Genomic DNA, 14119 nt, shown 5'->3' with positions numbered 1-14119 from the left:
ATTCACCTATTTGGATGTCCGCACTTATACTGTATCAAATTGAATTTAAGTGAGGATTAGTCAACATGAACCTAGAAAAATTTGTTGACGAGCTTCCAATTCCAGAAGTCGCGGAGCCCGTCAAAAAGAACCCAAGACAAACGTATTATGAAATTGCTATGGAGGAGGTATTCTTAAAAGTTCATAGAGACCTGCCCCCAACCAAGCTATGGACCTATAATGGCAGCTTGCCTGGACCAACCATTAAAGCTAATCGAAATGAAAAGGTCAAAGTGAAATGGATGAACAAATTGCCATTGAAACATTTTCTGCCTGTCGATCACACCATCCACTCCGGTCATCACGATGAACCAGAGGTGAAAACAGTCGTTCATCTGCATGGCGGCGTCACACCAGCAAGCAGTGACGGCTACCCAGAGGCCTGGTTTTCACGGGACTTTGAAGCAACCGGTCCTTTTTTTGAAAGGGAGACTTACGTCTACCCAAATCATCAGCAAGCCTGCACATTGTGGTATCACGATCATGCCATGGCATTGACACGACTAAATGTGTATGCCGGTTTAGCTGGGTTTTATTTGATCTCAGATGCATTTGAAAAGTCTTTAGAGCTGCCGAAAGATGACTACGACATTCCTTTAATGATTATGGACCGGACGTTTCAGGAAGATGGTTCACTGTTTTATCCTAGCAGACCAAACGACACACCAGAGGACAGTGACATACCAGACCCATCCATCGTGCCCTTTTTTTGTGGAGAAACAATTTTAGTCAATGGAAAAGTATGGCCGTATTTAGAAGTAGAGCCGCGAAAATACCGTTTTCGTATTTTAAATGCGTCCAATACTAGAACTTACGAGCTGCATCTAGATAACGACGCTACAATCTTGCAAATCGGTTCCGATGGGGGCTTTTTGCCAAGACCCGTTCGCCATCAATCCTTTAGCATCGCGCCTGCTGAACGTTTCGATGTCATCATCGACTTTTCAGCTTACGAAAACAAAACGATCACTCTCAAAAATACAGCCGGCTGCGGACAGGATGTGAACCCTGAAACAGATGCGAACATTATGCAATTCAAAGTCACACGTCCACTAAAAGGGAGAGTACCTAAGACATTACGTCCGATTTTCAAACCGCTGCCACCGCTTCGGCCAAGTCGAGCTGATAGAGAGCGTAAACTCACACTTACCGGCACACAGGATAAATACGGCCGCCCTATCCTATTGCTCGATAACCATTTTTGGAATGATCCTGTCACTGAAAATCCTCGTCTTGGCAGTCTAGAGGTATGGTCTATCGTCAATCCAACCAGGGGTACACACCCTATTCATTTGCATCTTGTTCAATTTAGGGTTTTAGACAGAAGACCATTTGATACAGAAGTCTATCAATCGACAGGAGAAATCGTGTATACAGGACCAAATGAAGCGCCTCCTTTACATGAACAAGGCTACAAGGACACCATTCAGGCGCATGCAGGTGAAGTCATTCGGATCGTTGCTCGTTTTGTTCCATACAGCGGCCGGTATGTGTGGCATTGTCATATTTTAGAACATGAAGATTATGACATGATGAGGCCGATGGATATCATTCAGTAAAAATGAAACCACTCTTCCGCCAATGCGTATAACTTGTATGAAACTGCTGATTACAAAGGGGCTAACGGACATCCAGTCATTAGCCCTTTTATGATCCATTTCAACATGGAAAAATAAATCGCATGAATCATTCCTTTGAAGAGCGTTCCATACTTAAAAAGTTGACGCAGCAACCGATAATACTACTATATACCCATTACATCTATCAAAAGGCACATAAGCCATAATGAACGAACAAATGGAAAATTGCGATAAAAAACGGAGGAGTTCAATTTGAATGAAGAAAAAGAGACTTGCCAGGTCAAACAAGAAACAGCGGCAGGTAACAGAGAGAAGCTTTCAATTTATGAAAACGAGAGCATTCGGTCAAACATTGAACAACTAACCATTGAACTCAGTGAACAAAAAGAATTCAATCACTTCATATTAGATGAAAAACAAAAGGCCATCAGCACATTATCTTCCCTCATCACAAAAGGCAATTGTGATGAAGAGTTAAAGACTCATTTTGAACAAGCATTACATATCGGACTTTCTGTTATAGAGATTATGGAGATTATTAAACACTGTACAAAGGTTGCTGGCTTTCCTCACTCCATTAATGCCCTGTTTATCTTTCAAAACTTATTAGATAAAAACAAATAAAACAGAGAAAACGAGATGTCATCAGTCCTCTCGTTTTTTTATGTTCACTCATATTACTCTTTTTCTTTTCCTCTGTCACATAAGCAAAATATGAAAATAGCCCTCGTATCACTGCTTAAAAATTGATTTTTCATCTATAAATCCACCATTTCTCCAGCATTTCAAGTGACAAAATAAAAAAACGTCCAGTTATATAAATAACTGAACGTTTCCTTTATCGATTGACAGTGAAATTGTTAACAATTCCGCCATCCTTCTCCCAAGCGGCTTCCACCGTTTTCTTCTTCATATTGTATTCAAAAATCGTTCTTACCTTCGCCTTTCGTCCGGTGTCATCCTTTAATTCTTCTGCGTTTTTTGCAACACCTAAGAAATAAACAGACGACCCGTCCGTAGAAAATTGCGGCTGTGCAGCACTTAAAATATGGACATTCTGGCTGTTTTTAACGAGTGTCGTTGTTTTTCCTGTTTCTACATCAAGCAACTTAATCGAGGATATTTCTTTTTCTTTACGAACCTTTACTTCTGTATAAATCAATTTCTTATGATCTGGAGAAAATGAAATATCATTGATCGTTTGTGAGATACGTGCAATGCGTTTCCCCTTCTTACCTGTTTGAAGGGTGATTTTCATGGTTGTTGGTTCAGGATCTCTGCCCTTTTCATTCGCTTCATCGGTTTTTTGATAATCTTCTTTTAAAGAATAATGCTGGATCGCCAAATCATTTGAAGTCGGATCATATGCAAAAGAACTCACCGTATCATCCTTGCTTTTTTCCGGATACAGCTCTTTCATTTTGTGTGTTTTCAAATCAAAAGATGCGACATAAAATTGCTCTCCAGAATCCTTGTTATACCTTAGAAATAACTTCTTTCCGTCACCAGACAGCCTCATACTGTCGATAGAATCGTCACTCGTAAACAGTGTTTTTTCTTCGTCAGATTTCACATTTAATTCCCGAATACTCACCTTTTGCGTGTCTTCATCCGTATACGTGTAATATAAAACTTGTTTCGTAGAATCATAAGCAATCGAAGGATATGCTGTCAGTTTCTCCGTATGAAGCGCCCGATCATGCAAGTAATAAGTATTGTTTAACTTTTGATCTGTAAATGAAACGAGCAATTCGTCTTTTGCATCTTGATTTGTTTTGACTTTTCCTGTATGTTTCGCCTCTTGCTCAGGCTTCATCATGAAGAAAATAACTGCCGCAATCACTGCGACGCCAATGACTGTGATGATCCACCATGTTGATTTTTTCATTGCCTTTCAGACCCTCTCTACAAGAAAAGAAGCCAGAAAATGAACTTTTCCCGCTTCTTTGCATGCCTATGTATTAATAAGTGTAATGCCCTTTTACGACACCTTTACTTGTTTTATACCCAAGTGCTTTGAATGCTTTTGGACTTACGTCTAATACAGCATTTGGCATTCTGCCTACATCATATTTATATACTGTAATCACTTTATGTGGTTTCGCTTTTGTTGTCACTCTTAGTTTTGTACCTTTTTTCGGTACGTCAAAGCCCATTTTAGTTGCTGCATCCCAATGACCGAGTTTTTTTCCATCTGCGCCTTTTTTGCCGACACCATTATACCAAGTAATATTGCCGCTTACTTTTTTTGCACTTGCTCCATGTGAGAAACTGAATGCTAAAAATAAACTAGCTACTGTTACGATTGTCGTGATAAGCTTTTTATTCATTAAGAAATCCTCCGTTTTTGGTTTCTGCACTCATTATACATGAAGATGAACCCAGTTATTTTACAGACACATTACAATTCAAATACAAGTTGACCACTTTATGACCGATAAAGTTCATAAATACTACCATAAACAGTCAGAACATGGTAAGCAGCCCCCCTCTTTCATTTTATATAATAAAAGTGAATCAAATTTAAGGGGGAATTTTCATGAAAAAGTGTTTCACCGTTTTGATTGTAAGTTTGGCCTTCGTTTTGATGTTTTCAAGTCTTCCTGCCTCAGCGGCTAGTCCTCGTCACGGCGCCATTGTGACACAAACGGATGAAGCCAAATGGTCAGGTATCTCTGCTGATATTGTCCTGCCGAAAACAGCCACCATTAAAAACGGTTATGCTGATTGGTATCTCGGTCTCGGCTCTGCCGTTGTAGAGAGCGGTATTTCAAAAACGGCTTCTGGCTACAAGGTTTTTCTAGGCAGCGGCTCACAAGGCGGCAGTAAATACTGGAACAGCGAATACGATACAAGTATTAAAGATGGCGCACGTGTCAACTTAAAGCTCATCAACAATGGTGATGGTACGGTGTCACTATATGTCAATGGGAAACTGCGCTATAAGCAGCCTGTTTACAACCCTAGCCGTCTGAAAAACCTTGATGTTGTCAAAATGGTACATGGCGTACAGGATAATGGAGCAAACAGCTATTCACAAGCAAGCTTTTCGAATGTACAGCTTCGTGCAAATACATCAGGAAGTGTCTATAAAAATTGGGACGGGTCAATCAAATCGTCACTTTTACGTAAAAATTTAGAATCCGGTGCCGCAGCTCCTAAATTCACCGTCATTTCTTCTATCCCATTAAGTACAAGCCTTTCAGCACAATAAGAAAAAAGCACCCTCCTTGGGTGCTTTTTATTGTTCACAGCTTATCAACACTTCTCTTTTAATCAAAACAAGGATTCGTGGTAACATAAACATACATCATTCGAAGAAAAAAGGAGAACGAACGTGAAAAAAAGTCTACTTGTTTTCATGAGTCTAGTTGCAAGTCTCTCCATTCTAGCAGCTTGCTCAAATACGACAAAAGAACAAAAACCAGAATCTAAGGCACTTCCTACGATTAATGAGCGCATTCAAAAAGAAACAAAAGAAGTAATGGAGCAGTCTAAGCTCATCAAAGACACTGACATCACCGTGGATCAAAAGAAAAAAGTCATTTCTTTAAACGTAACGGCTTCCTCTGATACCAATAGTGATTACGCTGAAGTCATCGGTTTAAACTTTGCAAAAACGCTGGCCATTGGAGCATCCACTGAAAAAGAAAACAATCTTCATAAACCGGAAAATGACAGCCTCGGCGCCCTCTATTCCTTTTATGACCTAAACATCACCGTGAAACAAAAAAACGGCAAAGTGCTCGCAAAAGGAAAGAAAACAACAAATGAAACAAAAATCACTTGGGAAAGAGCCCAATAATTGGACAAGAAAATCCTTTATGGATTTTCTTGTTTTTTTTAACAAAACTATTAACTTTATGAAAAGAATGCCGATTAGTAAGATTGTGTTGGTTCTTAAGTACCAATAATTCTTATTTACATATTGGAGGAAAGTATGATGAAAAGAACAACAGAATTTGTTTTAGGTTTAATTGGAGGTATTTTTGGATTTTTCGGCGCAATGTTTGCTCTTGCTTTCGGAGGAATCGATGCAGCATTTAGCGATTCAGGTACGAGTGAAATTACAGGATTAGGCTGGGCAGCAATGCTTTTCTCTATTCTTGCCATTGTCGCATCTGTCATCGTAAAGAAAAAAGCAAAGCTTGGTGGAATTTTATTATTAGTATCTGCTGTAGGCGGCATTATTTCTATTTCTATGTTCTTCATCCTTCCAGCTGTATTAATCATCATTGCAGGCTGCATGGGCGTGTTTAGAAAAGAGCCTGTCGTCAATAACACAACTGCATAAGAATAGAGAATAAAGCTTGTAGGGATTGCTCTACAAGCCTTTTCTCTCTACTCTTTGTAATTCATATTGAATCGCATCAACTAACTCTATTATGTTTTCATCTGTCCAAAGATCCAACATAAATAATATATCATTCACCATGTGTGACAAATCTTCTTGGCTCATCAATTCTTCTTTGTAAGCAGGGACAACAAAGAAATAGAGTAGATCAGCCAATTCAAGAACGACACGTACATCTTTTTCATCCATGATGGCTTTATGCAAAGAATGAATCAGCCATTTGAGGTCTTCATGATTTTCAATAGGAACATACATCAATTGGTGTATTTCATCGGTATCCCTATCACTTAGAATCCTCTCAGCAGATTCCTTTGAAAGAGCTCCAACTGTATTTGAAGATATATTCAGAAACAAGAATTCATGTTGATCCTCTCTATTAACCGTCTTGATTGACGAACCTTCCATCTCAATCACTCCCAATCCCTTATAATAATTCTATTATAAGGAAATTCAAGTTCGTTTTAAGTCACAAGAAGTGGATTTTATGTAATTTTAAGCTAACTGGTTTATAAAAAAACACTCCAAAACAATTATTTTCTATTTTTATCATTTTTTGTTGATTTTAAAGTACTTTTGTCCTATTATAATAGTCGTGGTCAATGTATAAGCACATGGCGCTTATATAAATTAAACAAAAGGGGATTTTCATTTTGAAGAAATTCTATGCTTTATTTTTAGCTTTAGGGCTAACATTTACACTGGCTGCTTGCGGCTCAACAGAAGATGTGTCTACAGGTGCATCTAAAGAAAAAGAGTCTACAAGCACAAAAACACAATCAAAAAACAAAAAAGACGATGGTTCAAAGAAAATAAATGCGAGCAAACACAAAACAACTGCTCAAGGAATGAAAGTAAACCTTGGCGAAATTAAAATTATGAAGGATAGAATCAATGTTGGAATGAATATCGAAAATACGACAGATAAAGTTCTAAACTTCTATCCAGATCAAGGTAAAGTTGTAGCTGGAAGCATGCAATTAGATGCGAATATGTTTATGACTGACGGTGATATTGGTGGCGAAGTTGAAGGTGGCGTTAAACAAGATGGTGTTATTCAATTCTTAGCTCCTGAAGGCAAAGAGATCAACATTAAAAACATCAAAGAATTAAAACTGAAATTTGGAAATGTCACAACTGACGATTACATGAATAGTAAAGACGTGACATTCACAGTTAAAGTAAAATAAACTTTCACTCATGCCCTTGAATGATGAGGGCTTTTTTTATCACCACTAAAAAACACTTTCCTAGAAGAAAGTGTTTTTGTTTATAAGTAACGTTTCATTCTTTTTATTAACTAATCTTTCGAGAAGTCTCTTAAATGGAACTCTTTTTCATCTCCTCAGCCATTTCCACTTCATCCTCTGCTTCCAGCTGTTCAATGATGCGGATATAATCCCTTTCGTGGCGATTTTGGCTTAATTTAAAAGCAGCCTGAACTTCATCAATGATGATCTTAAAGCCTACAATGCCTTTCATTTGCTTCTCTAACAGTTCCTCAGACAACGTATCCCATAGCACCGGCTGTTCTCTGTGACTTTCGTATGTCTCCAGCATTGTGGTTAATTCCTTAACCAGTTCCGATTTTTCAAGCAGTTCCGCCTTTCCATAAACATGAACAGCCTGGTAATTCCATGTTGGTACTGCTTCTTTTTCATACCATGAAGAAGATATGTAGGCATGCGGGCCTTGAAAGATGACGAGCGTCTTCTCGCTCTCTTCAAACGTTTTCCACTGAGGATTCCCAATCGCCATATGCCCTGAGATCACATACGAATCTCCAACTTGATGAAAACTCACTGGAATATGTGTCGCAATGGGCTTTTCATTCATTGTCGTCACAACTGTAGCAAATGAATGAGATTGAATAAATGATTTGATTTTCTCCATATCTTTCACTCGAAAAAATGATGGGATATGCATGTACCCTTCCTCCTTTTTGATCAGCTCAATGTTTTGGTCATAATGAAATCCATTTGCTCTTCGTCCCCCATGAGAAAAGCGTGCACCCCTGTTTGAACAAACCCAAGCTTTTGATAGAAAGCGATGGCCGCTTTATTGTGCTCCCACACCCCAAGCCAAACATCCTGTTTATGATGATTTTTCGCAATTTCAATGGCTTGATCGATTAAATATCTGCCTAATCCTTGCTTTTGAAAGGACTGCTTGATATAAATTCTTTCAATCTCTAACGCTTCACTCCCCATCTCTTCTGATTGGGCATCATCCATATTGATCTTCAAATAACCAGCTACTTCCCCATTCACTTGAACAAAATAAAACTGTGAAGAAGGGTGCTGTAATTCCTTTAACAGCTGGTTTAGGTGAAAAGCTGTCTTCACGTACGCTTCGATATGTTCCACTTTGTTTTGATCCAGAAAGGTTTCTATAAATGTATCGGTTCCAATTTTCTGAAGCTCCTTTACATGTTGTTCATTGCACCGAATGAAAGTGACGGTCATAAAGTCGTCCCTCCTTATTTATTAGTAGTCTCTCTTTATCCCTTTTTTCACACCTTCCCAGTCCTTTTCTATATTCTTTCGCACCCTGAGAAGATACTCATAAATCTGTTCCGCTTCTTCCTTAGAAAACCCATCCAGCGCCACTTGATTCGAATAATCATGTTCTCGTTTAATCATTGGGTAGACCGCTTCCCCTTTTTCAGTTGGAAACAGCTTTTTGATTTTTTTATTCACACGATCATCTTTTTTCTCAATAAACCCATTCAGTTCTAATTTTTTGATAGCCCGAGCCGCCGTAGTTCGATCCACTTTAATCATTTCCGCCAGCTTTTCCTGAATGATACCAGGCTCCTCACAAATACGCACAAGATACAAATACTGCCCCTTCGTTAAATCGTACTCTCTAAATTCAATATTACTTATAGAATCAAGCGCCCGAGCTATCACACCGATCTCTCGCAATATTTCTTTCATGTATTTCAACTCCTTTTGTTGTATTTACAACAATTCACTATAGCTAATATAACTGATAAAAGTTGTATTTGCAACAAAAACCCACTCCTTAATTGGAAGTGGGTTTTCAACTCTTTCCTTATTTATCACGCTTCTTCGATCCAAACAATCCAAACACGACAGCCAGTGCAACAATAATCGCCACCCATGTAGTGAAGCCCATATGATCACCGCTTTTCTTTTTAAAATACCGTGTCGGGTAAAGACCCATGAAATCACTTGCTCATATTTTAACGATTGAGAAGCAGTAAGGGTTTCAATTCATCAGCCTTGATACTTTTTATTGCATGTGATCAAAATCATGAAGACATAACAAAAACCCCTATATTTCAAGGGGTTTTCGAGGGTGTTTACATCATTCCGCCCATTCCACCCATGCCGCCCATATCTGGCATTCCGCCGCCTGAGCCGCCTTCTTCTGGTTTGTCAGCAACGACTGCTTCAGTTGTTAGAAGCATTGCTGCTACAGAAGCTGCGTTTTGAAGTGCAGAGCGAGTTACTTTTGTTGGGTCAACGATTCCTTTTTCGATCATGTTTACCCATTCGTTTGTTGCTGCGTTGAAGCCTACGCCAATTTCTTCGTTTTTCAAGCGCTCAACGATAACGGATCCTTCAAGACCTGCGTTGTGAGCGATTTGACGAATTGGCTCTTCAAGAGAACGTAGAACGATGTTTACACCTGTTTGAACGTCACCATCTGCTTCGATTGAAGCGACTTTGTTGTATACATTCACAAGTGCTGTACCACCACCGGATACGATACCTTCTTCAACTGCTGCACGAGTTGAGTTCAGTGCATCCTCGATGCGTAGTTTACGCTCTTTTAGTTCTGTTTCAGTTGCAGCACCAACTTTGATGACAGCGACGCCGCCAGCTAGTTTTGCAAGACGTTCTTGTAATTTTTCTTTATCGAATTCAGAAGTTGTTTCTTCTACTTGTGCACGAATTTGGTTCACACGTGCTGAGATTTGAGCAGAATCTCCTGAGCCCTCTACGATTGTTGTGTTTTCTTTTGTCACAACAACTTTAGACGCGCGGCCAAGCTGACCGATTTCAGTTGATTTCAGATCAAGTCCTAGGTCTTCTGTGATTAATTCTCCGCCAGTTAGAACAGAGATGTCTTCAAGCATTGCTTTACGACGATCACCGAATCCAGGAGCTTTTACTGCTACTGCGTTGAATGTACCACGAAGTTTGTTCACAACAAGAGTTGCAAGTGCTTCGCCTTCTACATCTTCAGCAATGAGCAATAATGGTTTTCCTTGTTGTACAACTTGCTCAAGTACAGGAAGGATTTCTTGAATATTTGTGATTTTTTTATCAGTGATTAAGATGTAAGGATTTTCAAGAACTGCTTCCATCTTATCAGAATCAGTCACCATGTATGGTGAAGCATATCCGCGGTCAAATTGCATACCTTCAACCACTTCTAGCTCAGTTGTGAATCCTTTAGATTCTTCGATAGTGATGACACCGTCGTTACCTACGCGTTCCATTGCTTCTGCGATTAGGCTGCCGACTTCTTCATCTGCTGCAGAAATAGCCGCAACTTGAGCAATTGATTCTTTGCCTTCGATTGGTTTAGAAATCTCGTGCAAGCCTTCAAGTGCTACTTTCACTGCTTCTTCGATCCCTTTACGAACGCCAACAGGGTTTGCACCAGCTGTTACGTTTTTCAGACCTTCACGGATCATCGCTTGAGCTAGAACTGTTGCAGTCGTAGTACCGTCACCAGCTACGTCGTTTGTTTTGCTTGCAACTTCAGCCACAAGTTTTGCACCCATGTTTTCAAATGCATCTTCTAATTCGATTTCTTTTGCGATCGTTACACCATCATTTGTGATAAGTGGAGAACCGAATTTTTTCTCAAGAACCACGTTACGTCCTTTAGGTCCTAAAGTTACTTTTACAGCATCTGCAAGTGCATCTACACCGCGTAACATCGCGCGACGTGCTTCTTCACTGAACTTAATATCTTTTGCCATAATAACGAAACCTCCTCAGTCTTTTTAAAAATTTATCTCAATGTTTTTTATGTGATTAACCAATAACAGCTAAAATGTCGCTCTCACGAAGGATTAAATATTCTTTGCCTTCATATTTCACTTCAGTGCCTGCATATTTTGAGAAGATAATGCGGTCGCCTGTGCTTACTTCTAACGCAACGCGCTCACCACTTTCAAGTACACGCCCTGAACCTGCTGCAACAATTTTACCTTCTTGCGGTTTTTCTTTTGCAGAATCCGGTAAAACAATACCGCTAGCGGTTTTTTCCTCAGATTCAACGAGTTCAATGATTACGCGATCGCCTAATGGCTTTAACATAAGAAACAACCTCCTCAATTTTTATATGTAGTCTTTTTTAGCACTCATCACCAGCGAGTGCTAACACATTTATTATAATAAAGAATGTCTTCTGCAATTTCAAGTGAAAACCTTTAAAAATTTTTACGCTTTCACGATCTTTTTTGGTCTCAGATTCTTTCCTTTTCATCGAAAAAGGAGACTTGTGTTACAATAAATCTAGTTCTTTTAGTAAAGGGGTTTTCGTTACTTGAAAAAACAATATTGGTACATCATCTTAACGTATATATTGGTGCAGGTTTCTGCGTTTCCTTATGTGCTCATTATGAAATGGCTGGGATTCATTCAATCACCGATGACTCAAACAGAGCTTTCAAAATTATCAGGAACGTGGACAATCATCAGTTTTTGTATCGGATTGATCATTATTCTGCTCATCCTTCGAACCGTCCCAAAAGCTTCACTGCGAAATGAAGCGCCAGTTTCAATCGGTTCTGCTATCGCATGGATCATTGGCGGTTTCTTTCTTTCTCTCTTTGCACAATCGATTGCGGGGGCGATTGAACAATATGCATTCGGCATTGGCCGTGAGTCAGAAAATACGCAAACCATTTTATCCATTATGGATGCCGTTCCTTGGCTTGTGATCGTCATCGCCCTGATTGGTCCAATCTTAGAGGAAATCATTTTCCGTAAAATCATCTTTGGTGTGATTTATGAAAAAACGAATTTCTTCATTGGAGCACTTGCCAGTTCAGTGGTTTTCGCTGCTGTACACTATGATTTTCCCCATATCTTGCTCTATACCGCAATGGGCTTTACCTTTGCCTTTTTATATGCGAAAACAAAACGAATCATTGTTCCAATCGGCGCTCATATGCTGATGAATTCACTTGTTGTTCTTGTGCAGATTGAGCCAGTGAAAAAAATGATTGAAGAACAATCTCAAACCATGCAAATGATTATTGGAGGCTTTTTCTCATGAGAAACCCAGTCGTATGGGGCATCATTTATTTTGCCGTAGGTATCGCTTTCACCTATATGGCCATTCAAAACCCAGGTGACATGTGGTCATTTTACAGCATTTTGCTGATGGTGTTTGCGGCCTATAATATCAATATCGCGCTTAAAATGTTTGCCTTCTCTGTCAAACTCAAAAAACAGCAGCAAAAATAAATCAAAAACCATTTTCCGCGGTTGGAAAATGGTTTTTTTATGGAGGATGTATCTTTATGGAACATGAAAAACTTCGCATCTTCAATGATCAACATGAAACGATTGGAGCTGCCGCTCGTTCAGATGTCCACGCCCAAGGTCTTTGGCATGAAACATTTCATTTTTGGCTTCTTAAAAAAGAGCATGGCACCGTATATCTCTATTTTCAGCTAAGAAGTCCCGCAAAAAAGGATTTTCCTTCTTTGTTTGATATCACCGCAGCGGGCCATCTTCTCGCAGATGAACAGCCTTCTGATGGCTTAAGAGAGATAGAAGAAGAACTTGGTCTTTCCATCCCTTTTGAGGACCTTACCTTTGCAGGTGTCATACAGGATGAAATCCATATGCCTTCGTTCATCGACCGTGAGTTCTGCCATGTGTATCTTTTTATGAATGAAGAAAAACACATGGAAGTTCATCTACAGAAAGAAGAAGTCGCTGGTCTATACAGAGCCAAGCTGCTTGATGCACATCAGCTGTTGACAGGAACTTGTGAAAGAATTCGAATCGAGGGCTTTCAAGTTGATGCAAACGAAGAACGACGTGAGGAAAGCATCGAAGTGGGTGTTCATGATTTTGTCCAGCATGAGCCCGCCTATTATGAGCACCTCTTTCATGCGATCAATCAATTTCTTTCACAATAGAAAAAGCATCGTGATCCTCATTGGATCATGATGCTTTTTTATGAGAAATAATGACTTTCTTTCTCCTCTGTTTGCTGCATTTTGCGGTAGGTCACTCTTGAAATGATAATGCTCACTTCGTATAAAACGAGCATTGGCAAGGTGACCATGAGGTGAGAAACAAGCTCTGGCGGTGTAATGAGTGCGGCAATGACAAGGAGGACAAAATAGGCATACTTCCGTATTTTTGATAAAAACATCGGTGTGATGATGCCAAGTCTTGTGAGAAACATCAACACGACGGGCATCTGAAACAAAAAGCCAAATGGAAGTGTTAACTGCATCAGAAATGTAAAATACTCATGAATCCCAATGACTTGCTCTACATTTAAATCATTCGACATTCGCATCATAAAGTCGACGACAAACGGAAACAAAATAAAATAAGAGAAAGCCACACCGCTCAAAAATAAAAGCAGTGCAATCGGAATGTAAGCAAGTGTCACCTTTCTTTCTTTCTCATATAAGCCTGGACTCACAAACGCCCACAGCTGATATAAAATAACGGGACACGTCAAAACCAAAGCAATGACAAATGCGAACTGCATAAACACGTACAGTGGATCTGTAAGCTTAAATGCGTTCAGCGTGAGTGTTGCCGCTTCATCGGTATTTTGTAAATACACAATGACCGGCTTAGCGAGAAAAAAACCAGCCACCATAAAGGCGACAAAAAACATCGCAATGATCACTAAACGTTTTCGCAGTTCCACAATATGCTCCATAAGCGGCATATCTTTGACATTCATGAAGCTCATCCTATTCTACTGATCTTCTTTTTTCTTTTTTTCTTCCTGATCATCAGCTAAGCCTTTTGTGGCATTTTTGAATTCACGTAATGTATCTCCTGCTGCTCTTCCTAATTCAGGAAGCTTTTTCGGCCCAAAAATAATGAGCGCTACAATCGCAATCAGAATCAAACTCCCAGGACCGATTGGACCCATTTGCTCCACCCCCTTTACCCCTTTT

Annotated in this window: 20 protein-coding genes; 9 read left to right on the top strand and 11 right to left on the bottom strand. The window is 39.5% G+C overall.

Features of this window, described 5'->3' with window-relative positions:
- Positions 1-65: 65 nt before the first annotated feature.
- Positions 66-1598: a multicopper oxidase family protein gene (locus MHH61_RS12030; RefSeq protein ID WP_024426720.1), complete on the top strand. Its 1533-nt coding sequence runs from the start codon at positions 66-68 to the stop codon at positions 1596-1598.
- A 273-nt stretch (positions 1599-1871) separates the two neighbouring features.
- The gene (locus MHH61_RS12025; protein ID WP_034622193.1) at positions 1872-2243 is read left to right on the top strand and encodes a carboxymuconolactone decarboxylase family protein; all 372 of its coding nucleotides are present in this window, start codon (positions 1872-1874) and stop codon (positions 2241-2243) included.
- A 214-nt stretch (positions 2244-2457) separates the two neighbouring features.
- Here the strand turns inward: MHH61_RS12025 and MHH61_RS12020 are convergent, their stop codons facing one another.
- Both MHH61_RS12020 and MHH61_RS12015 read right to left on the bottom strand, forming a co-directional pair.
- Positions 2458-3507, bottom strand: coding sequence for a hypothetical protein (locus tag MHH61_RS12020; protein ID WP_034622191.1), 1050 nt, complete (start codon positions 3505-3507; stop codon positions 2458-2460).
- 73 nt (positions 3508-3580) lie between these two features.
- A complete protein-coding gene (locus MHH61_RS12015; RefSeq protein WP_024424478.1) occupies positions 3581-3949 on the bottom strand; it encodes an RlpA-like double-psi beta-barrel domain-containing protein in 369 nt (122 codons plus the stop codon).
- Positions 3950-4158: 209 nt separating this feature from the next.
- On the opposite strand from MHH61_RS12015, the gene MHH61_RS12010 reads away from it, so the two are divergent.
- The 3 genes from MHH61_RS12010 (at position 4159) to MHH61_RS12000 (ending at position 5913) form a co-directional block, all read left to right on the top strand.
- The gene (locus tag MHH61_RS12010; protein ID WP_034622189.1) at positions 4159-4833 is read left to right on the top strand and encodes a hypothetical protein; all 675 of its coding nucleotides are present in this window, start codon (positions 4159-4161) and stop codon (positions 4831-4833) included.
- Positions 4834-4956: 123 nt separating this feature from the next.
- Positions 4957-5424: a hypothetical protein gene (locus tag MHH61_RS12005; RefSeq protein WP_034622188.1), complete on the top strand. Its 468-nt coding sequence runs from the start codon at positions 4957-4959 to the stop codon at positions 5422-5424.
- A gap of 138 nt (positions 5425-5562) precedes the next feature.
- Positions 5563-5913, top strand: coding sequence for a DUF4064 domain-containing protein (locus tag MHH61_RS12000; protein ID WP_024424475.1), 351 nt, complete (start codon positions 5563-5565; stop codon positions 5911-5913).
- Between the two features lie 30 nt (positions 5914-5943).
- Here the strand turns inward: MHH61_RS12000 and MHH61_RS11995 are convergent, their stop codons facing one another.
- Complete coding sequence (locus tag MHH61_RS11995; RefSeq protein ID WP_034622185.1) at positions 5944-6378, bottom strand: hypothetical protein; 435 nt, start codon at positions 6376-6378, stop codon at positions 5944-5946.
- A gap of 245 nt (positions 6379-6623) precedes the next feature.
- On the opposite strand from MHH61_RS11995, the gene MHH61_RS11990 reads away from it, so the two are divergent.
- On the top strand, positions 6624-7160 hold the full coding sequence (locus MHH61_RS11990; protein WP_024426726.1) for a lipoprotein: 537 nt from the start codon (positions 6624-6626) through the stop codon (positions 7158-7160).
- A gap of 130 nt (positions 7161-7290) precedes the next feature.
- Here MHH61_RS11990 and MHH61_RS11985 read toward each other — a convergent pair whose 3' ends face one another.
- The 6 genes from MHH61_RS11985 to groES form a co-directional block, all read right to left on the bottom strand.
- On the bottom strand, positions 7291-7896 hold the full coding sequence (locus MHH61_RS11985; RefSeq protein ID WP_034622183.1) for an FMN-binding negative transcriptional regulator: 606 nt from the start codon (positions 7894-7896) through the stop codon (positions 7291-7293).
- Positions 7897-7916: 20 nt separating this feature from the next.
- Positions 7917-8435 carry a GNAT family N-acetyltransferase gene (locus MHH61_RS11980; protein ID WP_125587199.1) on the bottom strand — a complete coding sequence of 173 codons (519 nt, stop codon included), beginning with the start codon at positions 8433-8435 and terminating at the stop codon, positions 7917-7919.
- A 21-nt stretch (positions 8436-8456) separates the two neighbouring features.
- Positions 8457-8909: a MarR family winged helix-turn-helix transcriptional regulator gene (locus MHH61_RS11975; protein WP_125587198.1), complete on the bottom strand. Its 453-nt coding sequence runs from the start codon at positions 8907-8909 to the stop codon at positions 8457-8459.
- Between the two features lie 118 nt (positions 8910-9027).
- Positions 9028-9159, bottom strand: a complete 132-nt coding sequence (locus MHH61_RS11970; protein ID WP_254968466.1) for a hypothetical protein — start codon at positions 9157-9159, stop codon at positions 9028-9030.
- A 139-nt stretch (positions 9160-9298) separates the two neighbouring features.
- On the bottom strand, positions 9299-10933 hold the full coding sequence (gene groL, locus MHH61_RS11965) for a chaperonin GroEL (RefSeq protein ID WP_041108751.1): 1635 nt from the start codon (positions 10931-10933) through the stop codon (positions 9299-9301).
- A 55-nt stretch (positions 10934-10988) separates the two neighbouring features.
- Positions 10989-11273, bottom strand: coding sequence for a co-chaperone GroES (gene groES, locus MHH61_RS11960; RefSeq protein ID WP_024426730.1), 285 nt, complete (start codon positions 11271-11273; stop codon positions 10989-10991).
- Between the two features lie 229 nt (positions 11274-11502).
- Between groES and MHH61_RS11955 the strand changes: the two genes are divergently transcribed.
- Genes MHH61_RS11955 through MHH61_RS11945 form a run of 3 tightly spaced genes read left to right on the top strand, consistent with a single transcriptional unit; the run spans position 11503 to position 13111 of the window.
- Positions 11503-12237, top strand: a complete 735-nt coding sequence (locus tag MHH61_RS11955; RefSeq protein ID WP_024424466.1) for a CPBP family intramembrane glutamic endopeptidase — start codon at positions 11503-11505, stop codon at positions 12235-12237.
- Positions 12234-12428, top strand: a complete 195-nt coding sequence (locus MHH61_RS11950) for a YdiK family protein (RefSeq protein WP_125587197.1) — start codon at positions 12234-12236, stop codon at positions 12426-12428. Before MHH61_RS11955 ends, MHH61_RS11950 begins: the two co-directional genes overlap by 4 nt.
- 56 nt (positions 12429-12484) lie before the next feature.
- Positions 12485-13111, top strand: coding sequence for an NUDIX domain-containing protein (locus MHH61_RS11945; RefSeq protein WP_125587196.1), 627 nt, complete (start codon positions 12485-12487; stop codon positions 13109-13111).
- Positions 13112-13149: 38 nt separating this feature from the next.
- Here MHH61_RS11945 and tatC read toward each other — a convergent pair whose 3' ends face one another.
- Both tatC and MHH61_RS11935 read right to left on the bottom strand, forming a co-directional pair.
- Positions 13150-13908 (bottom strand): twin-arginine translocase subunit TatC, encoded by a 759-nt coding sequence (gene tatC, locus MHH61_RS11940; RefSeq protein ID WP_125587195.1) that lies wholly within the window; start codon positions 13906-13908, stop codon positions 13150-13152.
- Between the two features lie 6 nt (positions 13909-13914).
- Positions 13915-14094 (bottom strand): twin-arginine translocase TatA/TatE family subunit, encoded by a 180-nt coding sequence (locus MHH61_RS11935; RefSeq protein WP_008355689.1) that lies wholly within the window; start codon positions 14092-14094, stop codon positions 13915-13917.
- Positions 14095-14119: the final 25 nt, after the last annotated feature.

The organism is Bacillus sp. FSL K6-3154, assembly GCF_040869395.1.
Lineage (GTDB): Bacteria > Bacillota > Bacilli > Bacillales > Bacillaceae > Bacillus > Bacillus safensis.
Note: the sequence above shows the minus strand (reverse complement) of the source record. Positions and strands in the feature narration are given on the sequence as shown.